A 21449-nucleotide genomic window follows, 5' to 3' on the forward strand; every position below is an offset into this window, starting at 1 on the left:
ATGCTCTTGAAGCGTGTATAGTCCATCGGAGTGGTCCAGCATTCTTAATAAGTTCATAGATGTGGATGACAAACGTTTGCAAGAGGCGATTCATCATCGAATTCTGAGATGCTTGAGCAACCGTATAGTGAAACAGCATATCCGCTTTAGCCTAGGCATCAAGATCACCCAATTGAGCCTGCATATCACGGAGAGCGTCGGCTATCCGCTGCATGTCTTCCTCTGAGGCCCGTAAGGCAGCTAAGCCTGCACATTTCACCTCAAGAGTAATGCGAGTTTCCCAAAGTTCTTCAATTCGTATCGGCTCCACCGATAAAGCTAATGCCAAAGGGCTAATGATTTCATTTAACTGAGCATCTTGAATGAACGTTCCGCCTCCTGGCTTAATTTTAACCAATCCCAAGAATTCCATGGTCCTGAGCGCCTCTCGTAAAGTTGTCCGACTAACCCCTAACTCAGCAGCCATTTCTCGTTCCCCCATGAGTCGATCGCCGGGGCGGAGCTTTCCTTCGATAACTCGGTTGTTGATTTGTTTTAAAACCTCTTGGTATGTTTTGTGAGGCTTCGTAATCTTCTCAAACTGCATTGAACCTCCATACGTGACGGCAAGTTAAACTTGAATACCTACGGGACAGTTTTGATTACACAGTGAGCAATCTCCACAATCTGCATCATCGGCTTGTTTTGCTCCTTCTAAGAAACTTGCCAGAATCTTCGCCCTTTTCCCGGTGAAGTAATAGCCTTTTTCTATTCCTTCGGTTAGATATTTTGGACAATCGACAAGACAACCACCGCAATGGAAGCATTTAAGTAAATCAAACTGTCGACTCTCTGCCGCTGCCAAACGTCCATTATCAACCAGGATCACGTATACTTCTTTAGGACCGTGCATGCCTTGGACCATTTTATACTCGATATCCGCTGTTCGGCTGGGGCCATTGATAAAGGAAATGTAGCTTAGGAGATCTCTGCCTAGGCCATAAACACTGATTGCACGGCAAACAGCTAAGGCATCTTCAAGTGAGGGAACAATCTTATCGATTCCAACAACCACAATATGATTATACGGAAGATTGGTGGTGAACCGTACATTTCCCTCGCTTTCAAGTAGGGCTATGGTTCCATTTTGTTCGACGATAGCTTCCGCACCAGTAATTCCATACTGCAGATGAGCCACCTGCTCCTTGATCTCATGCTTAGTCTGTATAACCCATTCCTGATTTGGAATTGAGGTATTGATACTCGCAATCCAAGGATGCGCATCAATTTCAGTCCCGGAAGCTCTTTCCCCTAAATCCGTATTAAGAACCTCTACACTATTTGCTTTTAAATAATTTCTCAAAGCGATTTCAGTAAAAACAGGGTTTTTACTCATCGCCACATGTTGATTTCCTCCAAGGATTTTTAAAATTTGCTCTTGTGCTTCAGCTGAATTTTTGGCCACGGTCACATGGCATCCTTTTCTTATGAGGGAGGCAACAGTATTCTCTGTAGAGGCTTTTAGGTTAGTTGCTACTGAAGTTTTGATATCATGAACTTGCTTCGCTAAATTGGGATACTCCTGAATTAGTGCTTTTCGGTTTGTATCAATCTGTTTTAAGATATTCTGTGCTTTTGAGTTACTCATGATTCTCTATCTCCTCCCGTATGCTCTACTCAGTATTTGAACAACGTGAGCAACCTTTTGCTTCATGTGGTGCTGAGTAATTCCATCCTGAAAATGAATCATGCATCCAGGACAACTCGTTGCAAGGGTAGTGGCTTGGGTGTCGTCAATGTTATCCAACTTATCTTCATTAATCCGGTGCGAGAGTTCATAGAAGCTTAAACTGAAGGATCCGCCAAAACCACAACACATATCTGCATCTTTCATTTCTACAAACTTCACTCCTTGAATCTTCTGAAGAATTTCCCGAGGTTCCTCTTTAATGTTCAAACTTCGGGCAAGATGACAAGGATCATGATAAGTTACGATTTCCGTAACTTCTTGCTCAGGAAGCTTCAATTCGATATCGTGGAGTAAAAACTCATTGATATCTTTCACCTTCGACGCGAGTTTTTGAACTTTTTCACGAATCTCCGGTGAAGCATCTGCGAAAAGCTTAGGATATTCTTCTTTGAAAGCAACGGCACAACTTGGGCAAACAAAAGCTAATGCATCTATATCAAAAGCACTATAGGCATTGATATTTTTCAAAGCCATCTCTTTAGCATGAGCCAAGTCTCCGCTGACAATGCTGGGAATTCCGCAGCAAAGGTCCTCTTTTCCAATTTTGACTTCCACGTTATTTTCACCTAAGACATGGAGAAGTGCTTCACCCAGATCTGTATCGGTATAATTCACCACACATCCTGGGAAAAATCCGACTTTCTTCACGGGATTGATAATCATCTTGGGTTGAGCGGTTTCTGCAAAAGTTTTTCCTTTGAATCGAGGAAGCACTCGTTCCTTCGGCATTCCCATGGAATTCAAAGCGACTCGAGAAGTCATTCCCTTATTCGCGTCTTCTAAAATCACTCCGCCAAACAACGTTCCTAGCTTGCTAACCAAGGGTAAGATTTGTTTTCTTGTTAGCGCGGAGAAAACGAAATTCTTGGTCTTGCTTAATCCCTCGTTGGTTACGGCCTTTTGACGCAACTTCCAGATCATATCCGGAGTTCTCATTTGAACTGGACATGCTTTTACACATTTTTGACAACCAATACAGAGTGATAAGCCGCCTTCTTCCGCTTTTTCGAGGTCACCATGAAAGGCGCCAAAAACTACGCCACGACCTCCAAGATACTTATATCCATACTTGCTGCCGACTTCCGCATATACCGGACAAAAGTTCAAACAGCTACCACAATTAATACAATAAAGAGATTCTTTAAACCCTGCATCAATCGCTTCTTTACGACCGTGTTTTAAGAAAACGATATGAACTTCTCCTGGGCCCTGTCCTTGAGAAAAGGTATTTAAATCAGGATCAAGTGATTCGCTCACGCCTGAAATCATTGAAACATAAGTCCCAATATCTTGACCTACGCCATAAACTGCTGCTGACCTCAGAACTTGCATGGCATCTTCGAGGGTTGGCACAATTTTCTCAACACCTGCGATCACAATGTGAACTTTAGGCATCATCGTAACAGCCCGGATATTTCCTTCGTTCTCAGTTAGAAAGACACTTCCCGTATCTGCGGCAATAGCGTTAGCTCCTGAGATTCCTACATCTGCATTTACTAAATAATCACGAAGTTGTTTGCGGGCAGATATTACTAACGCTTCAGGCGTACATTTTAGCTGCTCGCCAGCTTCTTCGGAAAAAAGCTCGGTGACTCTTTCTATGGGGATATGAATAGCAGGAGCTAAAGAGTGGCTCGCTTCTCCCTTATCGAGTTGGTTAATTCGATCACCAAGATCTGTTTCTACCACTGTTACATCGCAATCTTCGAGGTAATGAGAAATATTAATCTCTTTACCGGCATTCGACTTGGACTTAACGACCAAGCCGTTGTTTGGAATCAGACTTGCTATATACTTCTGAGCATCCTCAACAGATTCAGCAAAGAATACTTTACACCCCTTTTTCTCTAATGACTTTTGCGCTTTAGTAATCATTTCATCCAAATGATCAATACTATATTCCTTAATTCCGCGCAAGCGGTTGGAAAGTTCAGGATAATTAGGAACCATGTTTGTCATCGCAGGACGAATCGAATTAAAAGCAATAAATCTTCCCTTCCGCGATTGGATATCATGGAGCCCTTCCGTGACTTTACTTTTTACGATTTTGTAGGCATGTTTTCCCATAGTATAATTCTCCTCTCTTAGGTTTACTGGTTGGACCACTTTTATAAATAACTCTATTCAAAAGACATAACCCGCTTTAAACACAAAGCGGGATCATGCTGTTAATAAAAAGTGCGAATTAATTACTAGGGTTCTTTTCTGCCTTAGCTCCGCCGAGATAGGCTTCCTTTACACGAGGATTGCTCGCAATCTCGTCAGCACTCCCATGCAGGACAATCTTTCCTGTTTCCAGGACATAAGCAGAGTCAGCAATTTTTAGGGCCTGACGAACATTTTGCTCAACAAGAAGAATTGTTGTACCGTCCTGATTGATCTCTTGAATAACCCTAAAGATATCAGCAACGACGAGAGGAGCTAAGCCCATGGAAGGTTCATCAAGCAATAAAAGCTTCGGTCTAGCCATAAGTGCACGGCCTATGGCCAGCATCTGTTGTTGCCCTCCAGAAAGGGTTCCTCCTAATTGCTGCTTACGTTCCTCTAAGATGGGAAAACGTTTAAAAACCTTTTTAAAATCAGCTTCAATTTCCTTATCTTTTCTCTGATAAGCTCCCATTTCCAAGTTCTCAAAAACCGTCATTCCTGATAATATATTTCGGCCTTCAGGAACCAGAGAGATTCCCAAGTTTACGATTTTGTGAGGAGCTAAGCCCTGAATCTCCTGACCCTGAAACTTAATCTGACCAGCCTGAGGCTTGAGAAGCCCAACAAGAGATTTCATCGTGGTTGTTTTCCCTGCTCCATTCGCTCCGAGGAGAGAGACAATCGATCCTTGAGGTACGTCAATGTCAATCCCTTTAATAGCATTAATAGTTCCATAACATGTTGTCAAACCTCTGATGTTTAGCATCTCTACGCCTCCTCCCGGCCCAAATACGCCTCAATAACCAATGGATTCTGTTGAATTTCGGCCGGAATACCTTCGGCAATCTTTTGCCCGAAATTAATAACCACAAGTCGGTCACAGACGTTCATTACAAGGTTCATATCGTGTTCGATTAGAATGATGGTTTTACCCATCGCTTGTATTTTTTTAATGAGAAGACGTAAGTCTTCTGTTTCACTTTCATTCATTCCTGCAGCAGGCTCATCGAGAAGAAGAATTTCCGGCTCTGTTGCGAGCGCTCGCGCAATCTCTAAACGACGTTGCTGTCCATAGGGAAGCGAACCCGCTGGAGTGTCAATATTAGCATCGACTCCCACCAATTGAAGCAGTTCACTGGCTCGTTCTCTAGTTGCCTTTTCTTCCTTGCGTTGGGCGGGAGTACGCCATAATCCCTTCCACACTCCTGCTTTGGTCCGGCAATGTGCCCCAACCATGACATTTTCTAACGGACTTAACTGGCCGAATAAACGGATATTCTGAAAGGTTCGGGCTAAGCCTAACGCCGTCACTTTATGCGGTCGTAATCCTAACATATTTTTACCTTTGTAGGTTATTTTCCCTTCAGTAGGCGGAAAAATCCCGGTAATTAAATTGAAAAGGGTTGTTTTTCCTGCACCATTTGGTCCGATAACCCCATAGATTTCCCCTTTATTCACAGTAAAACTGATATCACTTAACGCAGCCAATCCGCCAAAACTTTTACTCACTTGATCAAGGACTAATATCATGGCTTAATCCTCCTTCCAAGCTTAACCTTCCAGAAACGAACAGTCACTTCACTGATGAGTCCCTGTGGCCGAAAGGCCATCATAGCGACCATAAGTGCTCCATAAATCATCATGCGATATTCAGAAGCTGAGCGCAAAAGTTCGGGCATTAAGGTTAGAAGAAAGGCTCCGATAATTGGGCCAGCAATTAAGTCACTTCCACCTAAAACAGCATAGGAAAGGATTTCGACGGTACGGTTATAGGCGAAATCTTTCGCCCCGATGTAAGATGTTAAATGGGCAGATAACCCGCCCGCAATGCCTGCGATTAAAGCGCCTAAGGCAAAAGCAAGAATTTTATAATAGGTTGTATTAATCCCCATTGCTTCGGCCGCAGCCTCATCTGCTTTAATAGCGTCAAAAGCTCGGCCAACTCTTGATCGTTTAAGCCTGGTAGAGAAAAAGATGAGAAAAATGAGGATGAGAAGGAGAATAATTAAAACCAGCAAGTTACTGAACTGCTGAATGGTTAATCCTCCAAACCCGTGGGACAGGCCTACGGAAGAAAGCATTTTGCTAATTCTTGTACCAAGAGTCTGGATTCCTGATATTCCTAACGCACCATTCGTAATTTTTAGGTTTAAAACGATAACTCGAACAACTTCGCCAAATCCCAAAGTAGCAATCGCCAAGTAAATCCCCGAGAGTCGCAGCGCGGGAAAACCGATGATGAGTGAAATGAAACTTGCGGCAATACCGCCTAGAGGGATAGCCAAATAGACGGGTAAGCCTGCCTTTACGGTTAAAATCGCACCAGTGTAGGCTCCAATACTCATAAATCCGGCATTTCCCAAAGATAACTGGCCGGTCGACAGCGTCATGTAAATGCTCACCCCAAGGATAGCATTCAACAAAACAAATATTGCAATTTGAACATAATATTGATTTAATAAAACTCCCATTAAAAACGTCCTCCTTGCCGCGATGAAGATCCAAAAAGTCCTTGAGGACGAATAAATAGAATTAGAATAATCATGCCAAAGGCAACGGCATCTCGATAGGAAGAAGCGCCGTAAGCTACAGTAAATACTTCGGCGATTCCTAAAATTAGTCCTCCCAGCATCGCGCCGGTGATATTTCCCATACCCCCGAGGATCAGAACGGCAAGCCCTTTTAAGCCCATACTTAAGCCCATCGTGGGCTCAACTGCATTAAAGGAAAGTCCAACCAAAACTCCTGCAATTCCTCCTAATCCTGAAGCGAGTGCAACGGTTAATAAGATGATTTTATTGGTGTTGATCCCTAAAAGGTTAGCCGTCTCGATGCTTTCAGCAGTTGTCCGGATGGCCTTTCCAGCACGGGTTTTAGACAGCCAAAAACGAAGAGCAAACATTAAGCCAAAGGATATCGCGAGTATTACAATTTGCACGGTAGTAATTCGAATCGGCCCGAGTTGTATCTGACCACCGGGTAATACACCATCAGGAAAAGCCTGTGATTGCGGCCCAAAAACCTTTAATGCAAGATTTTCAAGAAAAATTGAGACCCCAATCGTACTAATCAAAGGAGCTAGTTCGGATACAGCTCGACGTCTCAAAGGACGCAGGGCCAGTAGTTCCATAAGTGTTCCTAGTAACGCACTGACCACCATGGCACCTGCCATAGCAACAAAGATATTTACCTTCAGATAAGTCACCAGTAACAATCCGATGAAAGCCCCAAACATAAAAATTTCACCATGAGCCATATTGATAATGTTTAGGACTCCCATAATCAAGGTATAGCCTAAAGCGACTAGTGAATACGTACTTCCTAATGTTAAGCCATTAACCAATTGCTGCCAGAACAAGGACTTCACTCCTAATGTTTATTTTAATTCCGTAAACTGACCGTCTTTAACAATCAAAACAGTAGCATCCATCAATGGATTTCGTTTCTCATCAAAGGCAAATTTTCCAGTTACGCCTTCGAAATCTTTAATAGTTGCCAGGCTGTCGCGAAGTTTTTGACGATCTGTGGTTGATCCGGCTTTTTCTAAGGCACTGGCATAGATGTAAAGTGCATCATAGGATTGGGCAGCAAACTGGTCGGGTACTTTGTTGTATTTTGCTTTATAGTCTGCTACAAACTTCTTAATTTTTTCGTTGTCTTTAGCGGGATACCAAGGGCTTGCCACGACAGCTCCATCGGCAGCTTTACCTGCGATCTTGATGAGCTCGGGAGAGTTAAAGCCATTCGTACCCACAAAAGGAACTGTAATTCCAATTTCTCTGGCTTTTTTCAATACTAGGGCTGCTTCTTGATAAAGGCCCGATACCATTACCGCGTCAGGTTTCAATGCTTGAATTTTTGTCAATTGAGCAGAGAAATCTGTATCTTTAGTGGCGAAGGTTTCGGTAGCTAAGATTTCCACACCACTTTCCTTAAGGGTTTTCTCCATTGTCTTATAACCAGACACTGCCCAGTCGTCATTACTAGCATACATAACCGCAACTTTTTTCAAGTTATATTTTTCAATTGACTTCTTGACAGCTTGAGGAACCGCTGAAGATTCTGGCAATGCATTCCGGAAGACATACTCTCCGATATCAGTTACCCCTTCAGCCGTAGTTGAAGTTCCCATAATTGGAACGCCTGACTGGTTAGCAATCGGTCCAAGAGCAAACATTTCTCCACTCAAGGTTGGACCAATAAGTCCTACGACATTATCTTTGTTGATTAATTTATTACCCGCGTTCATTGCTTCCGTCTTGTCTCCACGGGAATCCTCGTAAAGGAGATCAATTTTAACTTTACCTTGGGTATTGATTTCATCTTTAGCGAGCTCCAGCCCTTCCTTCTGTGACTGACCATAGGCAGCTGATCCCCCAGACAAAATGGTAACGACACCAATCTTAGCTACGCTATCTTGTGAACCAGCAGAACTTGCTGAGGAAGCTGTTCCTCCTCCACATCCGGCTGTCGTAAGCAGCAGTGATCCAATCACCATACCGGTGAACCATTTTGTAATACTCTTTTTCATACAGTTTTTCCACCTTTTTCGTTTTATATAGTTCTGTTACATAATAGTTCTAATATTCGTCAAATTTTATGGAATACCTTCTTTTTGTTTCAAAAAAACTCATAAAAGTTTAATTGTACTATATCACAGGCGGAAATAATGGGCATAAAAAATCCTCCAATCATATCTTGTCGTTTATACAAAATATGATTGGAGGAATATTATTTTATTTTTCTTCAACATAGGGAATTGTCAACGGTCCAAGAGGCAATACCGCAATACTCATGCTAGCGCCGTACTTTTGCTTAAGCTCGTCCAACGTTTGCTCAATATTCTTCGTTGGAGTGAGTTTGGCGATTTCGACGGATTCGTCAGGTAAATTTGAGTACATGTAGACATCTGCCCACTCTTGGATCATTGCTAGGCGCTGTGCTTCCCATTGATCGAACATCTGAAAAGATGGATCATTAATCATTTCCAGGAGTTCCTTTGATGTATTACGCATCTGCAGGATTTTGGAAAAGTTACCATGACTGGGCATTCCATCGCTACATTCTGCTGCGCAAATAATAGTACCCTCTTGCTTGACGATTTTGCGAGCCGCATCCATCCCTTTGACCGCCTGATAGAGGTTTTGATCGAGAGGGTATCCTGCATTCGTTGTAATTACGACGTCGTAGCGATGTTCACATTGCATCATAGCATGCTTTTTTACATATGCGCATCCTTCACTATGCGTTTGAGTTAACTCTCCTGCAAAAACATTAGTAATCTCTTTTTTCCCATTTAAGGCAACATTCAGAAGAAAATCGGGTTTGCAAAATGAATTCACTTCTCTTGCAAATTCTTGAAGTGGGTTATTTTCCAAAACACCCCAAGTTGCTAAGGAATGTCCAATCATTTTGGCATTATGAAAGGCAAGAATTGTTTCCAGCCCTGCAATACCCGGCATTACGCCCTTTGGACCTCCAGAAAAGCCTGCAAAAAAGTGGGGTTCAATAAACCCAGTGACAATTCGAAAATCCGCTTCAACAAATTCCTTATTAAGGTAAACCTCACATCCGAATTTACTGGTGCCGATCCGTGAAAGCTCGGATTTTTCCTGACAGTGATGATTAATAATGCGCACTGAGTCAACAATATTTTTCCCTAACATTTCAATAAGTTCTTCTTGTGTATTATCGCGATGTGTCCCTAAGCCATTTATGATCGTAATATTCCCGATAGGCACATGTTGAAGTTCCTCAAGGATCCAGGGAACTAATTTATGACTGGGAGTCGGTCGAGTGATATCACTGATCACAATGACCACCCGGTCACTCGGCTTAACCATTTCGCTTAGAGGTTGCGTCCCGATGGGGTTACGTAGCGCCTGTAACACAGCTTTATGGTCATCCTCAATGCGATTCAGGTGGGTAGGAATAATTACTTTAGAGTCATTAGAAACCTCAATATTCATGCCACTTTTTCCGTAAGCCAACTTAACTTTCATCGTCGGTTTCCTCCTTGAAATTTTTCCCGCATTGTTAAAATTAACCTAAGCTATCATGACTTTCATTTTGACGCTTAACCTTCACAGGGAATGAAATCGGTATCTCCACAAGAATACATCGTATTGTAATGGCCATAAGCACAATGAAACCACCGATTAAAGACCAAGAACCAGGTTTTTCACCTAAAAATAGCAGGACCCATAAGGGGTTTAGGATCGGTTCGATAACTGGAATGAGGATGGCTTCAAGGGCTGTTGTGTGCTTAATCGCAATAGTATACAAAATATAGGGTAGGCCAAGCTGAACAACTCCTAAAATAAGTAGTTCTACCCAATCGAATGCATTAGGCCATGCTGTTGTAAGAAAAGGCAGCCCAATAATGGCTGTAATAATATTTCCTAAAAACACCGATTCCCAAGGAGATCCATCTTTCTGCATACGGAGGAAAATGATTTGTAAAGCAAAGCAGATTCCGCTTATTATACCAAATATATTTCCCATTATACCGGTGGTGCTTAAATTATCTAGAAAGAATAAAACCATACCTCCAAGGACAATTAAAACTGTAACCCAATCTAAGACTTTCGTCTTTTCTTTTAACAACCGGCTGCTTAAGAGAGCGACATAGATAGGAGCTGTATATTGGAGAAAGATGGCATTAGCCGCAGTCGTCGCTTTCGTGGCAATCACAAAAAATATGACTGTCCCCGCATAAGATGCCGCTGCACCCATTTGGACCCTAGTCCAGTTCATTCTTGGCTTACCTAAAATTATTAAAAAAACTACGGATGCGATAGCGCTTCTTACACCGGCTATTGCTAAAGGATGCGCATTTATGGATTTAATCAGCATTCCGCCAAGGCTCCACATAGTAGCAGTAATCAGCAAAAGGAGAATGGCTTTTAATCTTACATTTTTAAATTTAAATAATGTTAGGTTTGTAGTTAGGCTCACAGGTTAACTCCCTTTCATAATTCACTTTTTGCTATAAAATTATATCATGATAATTTATTTGATTATAGTTAAAAGAATCCAGCTTTTTAAGCTGGATTCTTTTAACTATAATTATTTGGATTTGTTAATGGTGTCTGTTGAAGAAGATATCGGAGAAATAGTCTTGACCTTTTTATCAGCCTTCTTTTTCTTCTTTTCCTTGTTCTTCGGACTCTTATCGCCCATAGTAACTACCTCCAATCACTCTTTAACTTAAGTATACTCTCTTGCTGATCATAGTACCAACAGCTGTATAACTGAAAAACCTTGTGGATTACTTAACTGGACCTCCATTAGTTCCTGACGCAGGCTTACCTTGTTATCTTTCATGATATAGGCAGATTTCAAACCATGTCGGCACTATGGGTTTATAATTCATGATAATAATGCTCATGATTATTCCTCACTAAAAAAGCCCCCCATTGTAGAATCATAATCTACAAAAAGGGGGCTGAGTTTCGATGCTATTTATTGATCACGAAACTGCGCCCCACTTTACGCTGTTGCGCAAATTCAGCGGTTGCTGTGAATAGGACGTCTGTGGATGAGTTGAGTGCTGTTTCGCAAGAGTCTTGTAAAACACCGACGATAAAGCCAACACCAACGACTTGCATCGCGATATCATTGGGAATACCAAACAAGCTACAAGCTAGAGGAATGAGCAAGAGTGAACCACCTGCGACACCAGAATCATCGGCGGCGGCTACTGCCGATAGTAAGCTCAAGATGAGAGCCGTAGCAATATCTACATTAATTCCAAGGGTGTGAACTGCAGCAAGGGTCATGATCGAAATCGTAACCGTAACCGCTGCACCAGCCATGTTAACTGTAGCACCTAAAGGAATGGAGACGAATACGTATTTTTATCTAAGCCAAGATCTTCACATAGACGCATATTGACAGGGATGTTTGCAGCAGAGCTTCGCGTAAAGAATGCCGTAATCCCACTATCTTTTAAACATTTAAGTACGAGTGGATATGGGTTTTTACGAATATTCAAGAAGACGATGAGTGGATTTATCACAAGGGCCACAAATACCATACATCCCAGTAATAGGGTAAGTAGTTGTCCGTAGCCGAGTAAAGTCCTAAGACCCATGGATATCAAATAAAAAAACCTCCCATAAATATCTTGGTAATTACTTCAAGATATCGATTGGAGGAAAGTTGATATATATTGGAGGAAAGTTGATATATATATATATACCTACTAGGGGTATAATACAAGATAATTATTAGCAAGTTGTACTTGGAGGTAATTATGGACTGTACAAGATGTTTATCTAAAGGTTGTAGAACGTTATCCCCTTGTGTTGACCGTCGCTTGGATTATTTCGAAAACTACACAACTGAAGATAATCAGGATTTTACTCGTGCGGCCTCTGCACTCATCGATGGAGGACGAGCCGGAACCTTAAATCGTCTGGAGGAAATTACCGAGTTTGTTAAACTGAAAGACTATCAAAAAATTGGCGTTGCTTATTGCTTTGGTATGGAGAAAGAAGCGACTCTCTTAAGAGACTATCTTATCCAGCACACGGGATTAAAACCGGTTATGGTTTCCTGTACTGTTGATGGCATAAAAGAATCTGAGCTTGATACCCAGAAGACAAACTCCACAGTATCCTGTAACCCCCTTGGACAAGCGAATATTCTCAATTCTTCAGGCGTTGAGTTTACGATTCTGATGGGGCTTTGTCTAGGTCACGACATTCTTATTCAAAAATATTTAACGATGGATTTCACCACATTTGTTGTCAAAGATAGAGTGTTAGAGCATAATCCAATACTCGCCCTACCCGGTTACAAGACAGCAGAAGATCTGTTTGTGGAGAGCCTTCCTCGCGATTTTAATCTTATTAAAATGGACGAGTTTATAACTAAACTTAAGAATGGAAAAAGTCCTGAGGATTTTTATCTGCTTGATTTAAGAGGACCTGAAGTTTTTCAGGAAAATAGTATTTCGGGTTCTATAAACTGTCTTTTAAACGAGCTTCCTGAACGTTACCGCACTCTTTTTCCTGATAAACATAAAGAAATCATCGTATATTGTAATGGCGGTATGCAATCACTCTATGGTGTGATGTACCTTGCCTTAAAAGGATATACCCATGTTAAAAGCCTTAGTGGTGGATATTCAAAATATCGGGCTCAAACAGTATAGCCCTTGAGGAAAGACTAATATAGAATAGAGAAGTCGCATTAGATACGGCTTCTTTTTTCTATATCGGTTGGAACTTTGTTTTGCGCGAGTTTAGCTAAAACTGCCGGTCTGCTTTACTGACCTTCCGAAGCCGGCCTTTAATCGGAGTGTTTTGTAACTCTTGTAGCACCAGCTCACCTTTATTATTTAAGATTTCAAAAAAGGTAGATACATCCAGTACATTGATGACTCCGATATCTACGGCAGTAATGCCTGGAATGTTACAAAGTGTGCCGACAATATCGACCGGTCTCATCTTTGTTTTTTTTCCGGCATTCACATGGATTTTCATTATTTCAGCGCTCAGTTGCGCACCTTTTGATTCCTTGATTTCTGGCAGCGTATTGATTTTCGTAATAAATTCTTGTTTCGCCTCAAGCACTGTTTTTGCCTTCGGTCTTTCCTTTAGAATAATCTCTTTTCCGATGTAGTCTTGAATATCGTTTAAAAATTTAACGTCATTTTCCGTAACAAAGGTAAGGGCTTTCCCCAACTTGTTGACGCGGCCTGTTCTTCCGATTCGGTGAATATAGCTTTCTTTGTCATAGGGGATATCATAATTGATCACCAAAGTAATGTCCTCAATATCCAGGCCTCTAGCCGCGACATCTGTGGCAACAAGATATCTGAATAATCCGTGTCTAAAATCCTGCATGACGCTTAATCGGTCACGTTGTTCCATACCTCCGTGTAACTTCTCACAGGAATAGTTCTGCTTCACGAGTTCAGCGTATACCTCATCGACCGTTTGTTTGGTATTGCAAAATATCATGCAGCTATCCGGGTTTTCAACCCTTGTTAGATCTTCAAGAAGCTGAATTTTATCGCTCTCATTAACGTGATATCTTTCCTGAGCGATCCGGTCGGTCGCAGGATTTTGTTCTTCGATTTCGACTCGAAGCGGATCTTTCATGATGTTATGACATAAGACATCAATGTCTTGAGGCATTGTCGCTGACAAGAGAAGGGTTACCCGTTCTAAGGGCAAGCGCGGAATGATGGCTTCGATCTGCTCTATGAAACCCATATTCAACATTTCATCGGCTTCATCAATGACGAGATATCTTATATGGGATGGATCCAATGTCCCCCTTTCGAGATGATCGATTAAGCGGCCCGGGGTTCCAACCACGACATGTGTTTTTTGCCTAAGTACCTTCTCCTGAACCTGGAAAGAGTACTTCCCATAAATTGCCGCTACTTTTAACCGTTTAAACCGTCCAATGTTAAATAGATCCTCTCTGGCCTGGACTGCAAGTTCTCGGGTGGGGGTAAGCACTAAGGCTTGCGGTTTATTCTGTTCCCAATCGACTAATTCGCAAATAGGAATGGCAAAAGCTGCCGTCTTCCCGCTTCCCGTTTGGGACTTGATGATGATATCTTTTTGAGACAAAACAGCCGGGATTACTTGCTCCTGGACTTGAGTGGGACTGTTGAAATTTAATAAGCGGATTGCTTTTAATAACTCATGGCTTAATTGATACGTATCAAAGTTACTATTACTCATACATTTATCTCTTTCTAATTAAAATATTAAGGCTTTAATACTTCGTTCCATTTCGCCAATTCTTCATAAGTTGCACTAACATCCCTAATCTCACAATGGGCAAATCGGCTTAACTTTTCTTGCATTTCCTTACTTGTTTGTAGAACATCCTTGTTTTTGGTTGTAAGGGTCCCTCTAAGGATCTCCTTGATAACGGGATCATTTATAAAAATGACGATCTCTTTATCCCTATATTTTTCTAATTCCTTGAGGAGTATCATCAAGGCAACCTGTCCAACAATTGCGGGTTTTCTGTATTCCAACATGACAGATTCTTTGCATAAGAGCTCCTGATCCTCAAAAATCCGATATCGAACTTCTATATCCTCGCCCTCATAAAGGGATGAAATCCCTACTGTATATGCTTTAATCATCAGAAGACCTCCCTCCTTTGGTTATCGTTCACGTTCTTTAAAACATCATCATAGTACATTTTGCTAATTATTACTACTTCCATGTACTTATTGTGCCATCTTCTAATACAAAAAAAAGCCCCGAAATTCGGGGCGAACAGATTCTATCTTACCACTTGCCTTTTCCTACATGACCTGCAATTTCAGCTTTGCTTCTTTGCTTAATGACCCAAGCTTCATCCTGAGCTTGCTTAAACAATGCTACGCAAGGAGGGTCAAGATTAATGTCTATCCCTTCTTTGGCTAAATCTTTAATTTTCATTGCAAGTTCGATAATTTCCATGTGAATCTCATTTGTACGATCCGAATCATAGACTTTTTTAGCATCTTCTTCGGATAAAGCCGAGAATTTCTCCTTAGGCACTCCACATTTTGGACATTTTTCTGGAGCCTCTTTACCTTCATGAAGGTAGCCGCATACAGAACATTTCCACAACATAATTTTGATCTCCTTTCATACTTGAAATGATTTCCTAAATTCCACTTCTTATAATTTACCTTCATTTCTTAACAATAAACCAAGAGAATTTAGGAAATTTCTACTTAATTATACCATTTTTCCACCATCTTGCCTCGTTTTCCCCAAAACCTTTTATTATAGGAGATGATCATCATAGTATAATACACATATACTTTATATCGAGGTGAAACGATGAAGAGTAAAAATACATTTGAATTACCCCTACTTAAAACAATTCTCTGGGTTTATATTATCATGTGTGTCATCATTGCTGGCTTGAATTATGGCTATGCCAGTAAGGCCCCGGCTTCTGTTTCAGCCCTTATCCGTTGGATCTGGGAATTCTATGAAAACTGGATAAAAACCCTTTTTATATTCATCGGCAGTATACTTACCCTGAGGATTATTGGTTCCTCGCAAAGAACTACTCTAAGAAAAATGAATCTAATGGGTTTTATTATAGCCGCCCTTGTTGTCCATATTGTAGCTCCTTTGCTTTTACATAATGGAGAGTTGTATTTTTTTGCAATGCCTTTACCTTGGACAACTACGCCTTTACAACTCCTCAATTCAGAATCCTCTTTTTACTTAAGCCGTTTCCCCGTGTGGGGTTTATCGGGTATTACCTTTGCTTTGATTTTCTATGTGTGTATCAGCGCCTTGGTCATTGTGGGAACCCTTCTCTTTGGTAGACGTTGGCAATGTTCTACGCTTTGTCTTTTTAACGGGTTTATCTCAGAAGTATTTGCTCCAGCTTTCCCTTTAGTGGGAAAAGCTAAAAAAATGAAGTCTAAAGCGCTCAACTTTTTCTCCATTCTCCGTTGGATTTTTTTAGTAATTGCCCTATTTTTCACTTTCTATTGGCTACTTCTTTTAGGGGGTATTTCCTTACCTGGCGATATTCATCTCATGAGCAAGATCGAGAACTATAAATACTTGAGTTCAGAGCTTTTAACCGCAATGTTTTTCTGGATCGCTTTTACAGGCAGAGGGTATTGCTATTACTGTCCCTTAGGTACAATGTTAAGTTTGTTAGGAAAAGTAGCTGGCCAAAAAATCATCACTAATAATGCAAATTGCCTTCAGTGTACTCAATGTAATACAGCATGTCCCATGTCCATCGATATAAAAATTAATGCAAAAAATGGTGACCCTGTCACCTCAAGCCGGTGTGTAGGCTGTGGCCATTGTGTCGATGCTTGCCCTACAAGAAATCTATCCTATTCAACGACGTTTTTAAAGAAGATTTCGCACAATTGAGCAACTCTCTATGAGGCATTATAAAGCAGCATATACCCTACCGATCAAATACAAAGGACTTCACTAACGCAAAATACTCCCGCAAGTAGACATTTGGCCTTAAATACCAGGGTGTTGGTGATGGAACACCGACTGGGTTTATACCATTGCGTCTTGCCAAAAGCTTTGAACGGAGCATATGGAAGTCATTTGTAATGACCGGGACAGGTTCATTAGGGTCATAATCCGTCTGTTGATCGAGAAGTACTCGTGAATAGCGGAAATTCTCCATCGTGCTCGTCGACTTTTCTTCCTTTAGAATTCGTTCTTTAGCGATACCCTGTTTAATCAGATATCGCTGCATCGCCTCAGCTTCAGTGATCCATTCTCCTTGTCCCTGCCCACCAGAGACAACCACTTTCATTTCCTTATTATCCTGTAAAATCCTTAAACCTTTATCGACCCGCTCCCAAAGTGTCCAAGAGAGTTGATCCCCATTCAGGCCAGCGCCAAGAATGATGAGATAATCGACCTGACTGGGTACTGAATCCTTGGTATTATACAGAAGCAAACTCTCGATAAGCATAAATGAAGCAAGGAACACGGAGATACCTATCCGAAACAAGAGACGTAGCTTCGGAAAGTGGTTCTTAAGAAAATGGTGCTTTAGATAGTTCCGCGACACGACCCAAAGAACCACCGCTATTCCAAGGATTCCTGGCAGAATGGTTCCTAAATTTAGCCCCCCATTAAGACCAGTAACGAATATCGTGTCGAGAATTCCTGCTAATCCTAACACGATATAAATCCAAGAGACTGGGTTATTAGTCAATCTATTTAGCCCCCCTTTTGATAAAAGGCAGCGATTTTTGTAAAGCACTACCGAATTAGGGAACAATCGTTACCGGACAAGGTGTCTCATGGAGCACGTGGGTTGCTACGCTCCCCAGAATTACCCTTTTGATAGCCCCTAGTCCTCGATAACCCATCACGATGAAATTGACAGAGCTATCCATTGCTTCCTTACAGATCTCATTACCAGGTATTCCGAGTCTAAGAACTGTGCGAACTGGAGTAGAAAAACCTTTTGTAATCTCGAGTGTGTGATCTAATACCTGTTTGCTTAATTCATCTTGATAAGAACGAATTTGTTCTTGACTAAAAAAGCGCTTTACATTGGGTGTATCATAGCTGGGTTGAACGTTTATTAGGATAATTTCATTATCCTTTCCTTCTGAAAGAGAAAGTGCAAAACGCAGTGCCTTATCGGAGCCAGCAGATCCATCAACGGGTACTAATATCTTTGTCATGGTCAAACACCCCTTTCGCTATTTTAAGGTATTATTTCCAACGAATCTTCGCCTTTTTACGAGGTACAGTTCGATAGTATTTTATCTTCGGATACCCTACCGCCATGCAGGTGATGATTTCTTCCCCAGGTTTCATTTCCAGAATCGCTTTGATCTCCTGATCCTGATTGGCAATTCTAACAAAAAAACCGATAAAGAAAGCCCCTAACCCTTGCGTAACTGCCATGATCTCCATATTCGAGGCGGCCAATCCAGCATCCACTTTGCTTTTAGAAACGGTTAAAATAAGCACTGGGGCATTTCGAAAGAGAAAATCCCCCTCATCCAAATTCAGACCTGATGAATTGTAACCCGATTCAATTAGCGTTCTCAGCTGCTTTGTGGCTTGTTCTCTTAACTTAGGAATCTCTTTCTGAACGACGATATAAGAAACCCCTTGGCTGTTCGAAGCCGTTTCCGTATAGCGACCGGCTTCGATGATCTTTTCAATTTTTTCCCGTTTCACCTCCTTATCCAGATAATGGCGAACCGAACGTCGAAATTTCACCACATTCAAAAAGGTTTCCGGTTCAATGGTAAAAGTACTCTCCTCAAAGTCCTTAATTTCACTCATGTCATAGTTTTCAACACTAACCGCCTGCTGCGGACAAATCGCAATACAATGTCCGCATTTAAAACAATATTGATGAAGAGGTACCGCTTTATTATTAATCAGCTCAAGGTCATGAGTTAAACAATCGTTGACACAAAGTTCACAGCCTATACACTGATCAGGATCAATTATAATTTCAAACATATCATCACCCACTCTAGAAAAATTTATCATGCTTCCCTAACTTTTCGACAAAATGAATATCTGCAGGTGCAAATTCAAACGATTGTAACTCACTGGCTTTAACCCATTTTACCCTTTCATGTTCGACTAATTTAAGATCACCTGATATCCATTGCGCAGAAAATGCAATTAACTTGATCTTACCAGATGGATAATCATAGATGTTTTCGCCAAACTTCGCTCCAACCTCAATCTCGATATTGAGTTCTTCTTTTATTTCTCGGACAAGACTTTCTTCGGGCGTTTCGTCAGCTTCAAGTTTTCCACCTGGAAATTCCCACATTAAACCTTGCGCTTTATTTCGACCTCTTTGCGCAATAAGAAAGGTTTCGCCTTTTTTGATTATTGCTGCACTAACTTCTATCATATGATCTCCTTCTTGACAGCCTCTTCTTAAGCTTCCCTTAATGTAATGCTAACATATTCATGTTGTGAATAACAATACTTGTGAATCAAGAAATATCACCTGAGCAAGATAAAAATGCCCTCTGCAAGCAGATTGTTTAGTCTACTAACAGAGGGTATTTTCGTTTGTAAAGATAGTAAAAAGCGTGTCTCTTACTCTCTTTATGGTTGTGGGGAATTCACTTTCTTCTCGGACTTTTTATTTTCTTTTTTGGTCTTTTTACTTTGATCTCCCATCTTAAATCCCTCCCAGTATTAGTTTAACTTCAGTATTCCAAAATTCGTTTTCGTTCATACTAAACTTAATAGATCGGAGGAGTTTGTTGATGAATTATTAACCAAATTGATTAGTCCTCGTCGGCATTAATCTCTTCGATTGAATCAATAATATTGATGTTAACTACATCTCCGTCCGTAAGCGTAATAAGATATTCCGATTGAAGCTGATCTTCAAAACTTTGTTCAATGGCCTGCAGGTCCTTTTCGGTTAAATAGGCTTGACCCAAAAATCGCTCAATGGTTTCAGCTAAAGTGTAAACAGCGTATAGCTTTGACAAACGGCTCACCCTTTTCAAATATATTTTGCAATTCAAGACATTTTTCTTGAGGGAATGGTTAACTGCATTACACCATTAAATTTCTATATGATTTCTGGTAATCCTGCAATGATCGTAGTATGAGGCAGATTATAAAAGTATCATTTGTATTTATAGAGATATCTATTTATTAGTCAAAAAAAGATCATTTCTTGAATGAAGATATGCTTTAATCTCCTCATCATAACATTATCAAAAATCCATACGTTTTTTACGTAACTCGGTATCCTTAATAGCTTTAGATCTAAGCTTAGTTCCGACAATCGACTCGATTATTTTATAACTAATTATTTCCTTTGTATCGTTTTTTTGTACGTGAACAGATAGAACAGAAGCGATTTCCAAGAGAATTGCTTTCTTTAGTCTTTGTGGGATTATTAGCTGCGCTTCTTCTTTTGTTTTAGCAGCTAATAATTTTGGAATGAATTCTTCTACTGAAATCTCGTGTTGACTAGAGTCCCCCTTTTCTTTGAGCATACTTTCAGACTTTCCTTGACTTAGATATAAATTCTTTTTCGGTTCATAGACAAGATATCCTTCACCTGCAATTAATCCTTGATATTCGGTAGCTCCCAAATTCTCAAGCATATCTTCGAGCACTTTTAAGAGGATGAGCACGTCTTTTCTACTTTTAACCATTATATAAAACAACCTTTCCACAAAACTCTTGTGTTAAGTCCTGGAGTTCCTTACGGATATTTACATAAGTCTCCCCAGAATTTCGCTGTACAACGACGGGTACGCCATATTGAGGAGCATCCGCGTAGATCGTTTTATTCTCTCGAATTTTCGTATCAAAAATAGGTAGCCCAACTCTCCTAATGTTTGATATGTAATGTTCCTGAGCAGAAATGGGTTGTCCGTTTCTCAGCCCAATCATGGTAAAAACAATGCCTAGTAATTCCGGCGCAATGGTTGAATACCCCTCAGGATCTTTTTCAATATACGAATTGTATTCGCTAACGAGATCCTCTACGTGTTTATTGAGTTGCTCAATTCCCAAAGTTGATAGATAATCGGGTTTCGCTGGAACCAGGTAAAAGTCACTGGCTACAAGAGCATTTCTTGTGACAATATTAAAGTTTGGAGGGCAATCAATTAAAACAATATCATACTTTGTATGTCCTTCCGCCAAAAGAGTCTGCAGCCCCTTTTGCAGGAGCGAATAAACCTTGATAAAGTTATTCCTTTGTTGGCGTTGCGAAGCCCCACCTAACTTGACAGCAAATTCAAGATCGACATTAATTAAACCTAGATGAGAGCAAATTAGATCTAAGGTTCCACTAAGGGTCCGGCCTATGGTTCTGGGTCTTACAATCAAATCTCCGAGTCCAATAATCTCTTCTCTATCAATAAAGGCATCGAACCAGGTTTTAATCGTACCTCCCTCTTGATAAGAGGGATCATCAACAGGAATAAATGAAAAGGTTAGATTCGATTGGGGGTCAAGATCAATTAGCAGAACTTTTTTTCCCCGGTACGCCAACTCTGCTCCAATATTTGCTGTAAGAGTGGTTTTGCCAACTCCCCCTTTATAGTTAATTACAGATACAATAGGCATAAAAAAAC

Annotated in this window: 22 protein-coding genes and 1 pseudogene; 2 read left to right on the forward strand and 21 right to left on the reverse strand. The window is 40.9% G+C overall.

Going from position 1 to position 21449, the window contains the following annotated elements; translation table 11 throughout:
• Positions 1-151: 151 nt before the first annotated feature.
• The 11 genes and pseudogenes from DESME_RS16255 to sstT all read right to left on the reverse strand — a co-directional run.
• On the reverse strand, positions 152-586 hold the full coding sequence (locus tag DESME_RS16255; protein ID WP_006717007.1) for a FadR/GntR family transcriptional regulator: 435 nt from the start codon (positions 584-586) through the stop codon (positions 152-154).
• Positions 587-610: 24 nt separating this feature from the next.
• Positions 611-1627, reverse strand: a complete 1017-nt coding sequence (locus DESME_RS07535; protein ID WP_006717009.1) for an LUD domain-containing protein — start codon at positions 1625-1627, stop codon at positions 611-613.
• A gap of 6 nt (positions 1628-1633) precedes the next feature.
• Entirely contained in the window at positions 1634-3796 is a 2163-nt protein-coding gene (locus DESME_RS07540) for an LUD domain-containing protein (RefSeq protein ID WP_006717012.1), read from the reverse strand.
• A gap of 118 nt (positions 3797-3914) precedes the next feature.
• Positions 3915-4643, reverse strand: a complete 729-nt coding sequence (locus DESME_RS07545) for an ABC transporter ATP-binding protein (RefSeq protein ID WP_006717014.1) — start codon at positions 4641-4643, stop codon at positions 3915-3917.
• Between the two features lie 2 nt (positions 4644-4645).
• A complete protein-coding gene (locus DESME_RS07550) occupies positions 4646-5407 on the reverse strand; it encodes an ABC transporter ATP-binding protein (RefSeq protein ID WP_006717016.1) in 762 nt (253 codons plus the stop codon).
• Positions 5404-6348 carry a branched-chain amino acid ABC transporter permease gene (locus DESME_RS07555; protein ID WP_006717018.1) on the reverse strand — a complete coding sequence of 315 codons (945 nt, stop codon included), beginning with the start codon at positions 6346-6348 and terminating at the stop codon, positions 5404-5406. Before DESME_RS07555 ends, DESME_RS07550 begins: the two co-directional genes overlap by 4 nt.
• Positions 6348-7235 (reverse strand): branched-chain amino acid ABC transporter permease, encoded by an 888-nt coding sequence (locus tag DESME_RS07560; protein ID WP_006717020.1) that lies wholly within the window; start codon positions 7233-7235, stop codon positions 6348-6350. The genes DESME_RS07555 and DESME_RS07560 overlap by 1 nt, the downstream gene beginning before the upstream one ends.
• An 18-nt stretch (positions 7236-7253) precedes the next feature.
• On the reverse strand, positions 7254-8408 hold the full coding sequence (locus DESME_RS07565) for an ABC transporter substrate-binding protein (RefSeq protein WP_006717022.1): 1155 nt from the start codon (positions 8406-8408) through the stop codon (positions 7254-7256).
• A gap of 205 nt (positions 8409-8613) precedes the next feature.
• The gene (gene larA, locus DESME_RS07570; RefSeq protein ID WP_006717024.1) at positions 8614-9879 is read right to left on the reverse strand and encodes a nickel-dependent lactate racemase; all 1266 of its coding nucleotides are present in this window, start codon (positions 9877-9879) and stop codon (positions 8614-8616) included.
• Positions 9880-9919: 40 nt separating this feature from the next.
• A complete protein-coding gene (locus DESME_RS07575) occupies positions 9920-10834 on the reverse strand; it encodes a DMT family transporter (protein WP_006717026.1) in 915 nt (304 codons plus the stop codon).
• A 503-nt stretch (positions 10835-11337) separates the two neighbouring features.
• A pseudogene (gene sstT / locus DESME_RS07580) lies at positions 11338-11969 on the reverse strand (serine/threonine transporter SstT); the annotation flags it as partial.
• A 165-nt stretch (positions 11970-12134) separates the two neighbouring features.
• On the opposite strand from sstT, the gene DESME_RS15360 reads away from it, so the two are divergent.
• The gene (locus tag DESME_RS15360) at positions 12135-13037 is read left to right on the forward strand and encodes a DUF1847 domain-containing protein (protein ID WP_006717031.1); all 903 of its coding nucleotides are present in this window, start codon (positions 12135-12137) and stop codon (positions 13035-13037) included.
• A gap of 94 nt (positions 13038-13131) precedes the next feature.
• Here DESME_RS15360 and DESME_RS07590 read toward each other — a convergent pair whose 3' ends face one another.
• The 3 genes from DESME_RS07590 to DESME_RS07600 form a co-directional block, all read right to left on the reverse strand.
• The gene (locus tag DESME_RS07590; protein WP_006717033.1) at positions 13132-14583 is read right to left on the reverse strand and encodes a DEAD/DEAH box helicase; all 1452 of its coding nucleotides are present in this window, start codon (positions 14581-14583) and stop codon (positions 13132-13134) included.
• Positions 14584-14609: 26 nt separating this feature from the next.
• Positions 14610-14996, reverse strand: coding sequence for a hypothetical protein (locus DESME_RS07595; protein WP_006717035.1), 387 nt, complete (start codon positions 14994-14996; stop codon positions 14610-14612).
• Positions 14997-15144: 148 nt separating this feature from the next.
• Positions 15145-15474 (reverse strand): rubredoxin-like domain-containing protein, encoded by a 330-nt coding sequence (locus tag DESME_RS07600; protein WP_006717036.1) that lies wholly within the window; start codon positions 15472-15474, stop codon positions 15145-15147.
• A gap of 213 nt (positions 15475-15687) precedes the next feature.
• Here DESME_RS07600 and DESME_RS07605 point away from each other — a divergent pair, with 213 nt between their 5' ends.
• Positions 15688-16755, forward strand: a complete 1068-nt coding sequence (locus tag DESME_RS07605; RefSeq protein ID WP_006717038.1) for a 4Fe-4S binding protein — start codon at positions 15688-15690, stop codon at positions 16753-16755.
• A 37-nt stretch (positions 16756-16792) separates the two neighbouring features.
• On the opposite strand, the gene DESME_RS07610 is transcribed toward DESME_RS07605, so the two are convergent.
• From DESME_RS07610 to DESME_RS07640, 7 genes are all read right to left on the reverse strand, one after another.
• Positions 16793-17566: a YdcF family protein gene (locus tag DESME_RS07610; protein ID WP_006717040.1), complete on the reverse strand. Its 774-nt coding sequence runs from the start codon at positions 17564-17566 to the stop codon at positions 16793-16795.
• Between the two features lie 55 nt (positions 17567-17621).
• The gene (locus DESME_RS07615; protein ID WP_006717042.1) at positions 17622-18044 is read right to left on the reverse strand and encodes a universal stress protein; all 423 of its coding nucleotides are present in this window, start codon (positions 18042-18044) and stop codon (positions 17622-17624) included.
• A gap of 31 nt (positions 18045-18075) precedes the next feature.
• The gene (locus tag DESME_RS07620) at positions 18076-18840 is read right to left on the reverse strand and encodes a nitroreductase family protein (RefSeq protein ID WP_041484150.1); all 765 of its coding nucleotides are present in this window, start codon (positions 18838-18840) and stop codon (positions 18076-18078) included.
• 13 nt (positions 18841-18853) lie between these two features.
• Positions 18854-19246 (reverse strand): (deoxy)nucleoside triphosphate pyrophosphohydrolase, encoded by a 393-nt coding sequence (locus DESME_RS07625; protein WP_006717045.1) that lies wholly within the window; start codon positions 19244-19246, stop codon positions 18854-18856.
• Between the two features lie 385 nt (positions 19247-19631).
• A complete protein-coding gene (locus DESME_RS07630) occupies positions 19632-19850 on the reverse strand; it encodes a hypothetical protein (RefSeq protein WP_242837433.1) in 219 nt (72 codons plus the stop codon).
• Positions 19851-20072: 222 nt separating this feature from the next.
• Positions 20073-20519: a hypothetical protein gene (locus DESME_RS07635; RefSeq protein ID WP_006717049.1), complete on the reverse strand. Its 447-nt coding sequence runs from the start codon at positions 20517-20519 to the stop codon at positions 20073-20075.
• Positions 20512-21441, reverse strand: coding sequence for a ParA family protein (locus DESME_RS07640; protein WP_006717051.1), 930 nt, complete (start codon positions 21439-21441; stop codon positions 20512-20514). Before DESME_RS07640 ends, DESME_RS07635 begins: the two co-directional genes overlap by 8 nt.
• Positions 21442-21449: the final 8 nt, after the last annotated feature.

The sequence above is a fragment of the Desulfitobacterium metallireducens DSM 15288 genome, assembly GCF_000231405.2.
Taxonomy (GTDB): domain Bacteria; phylum Bacillota; class Desulfitobacteriia; order Desulfitobacteriales; family Desulfitobacteriaceae; genus Desulfitobacterium_A; species Desulfitobacterium_A metallireducens.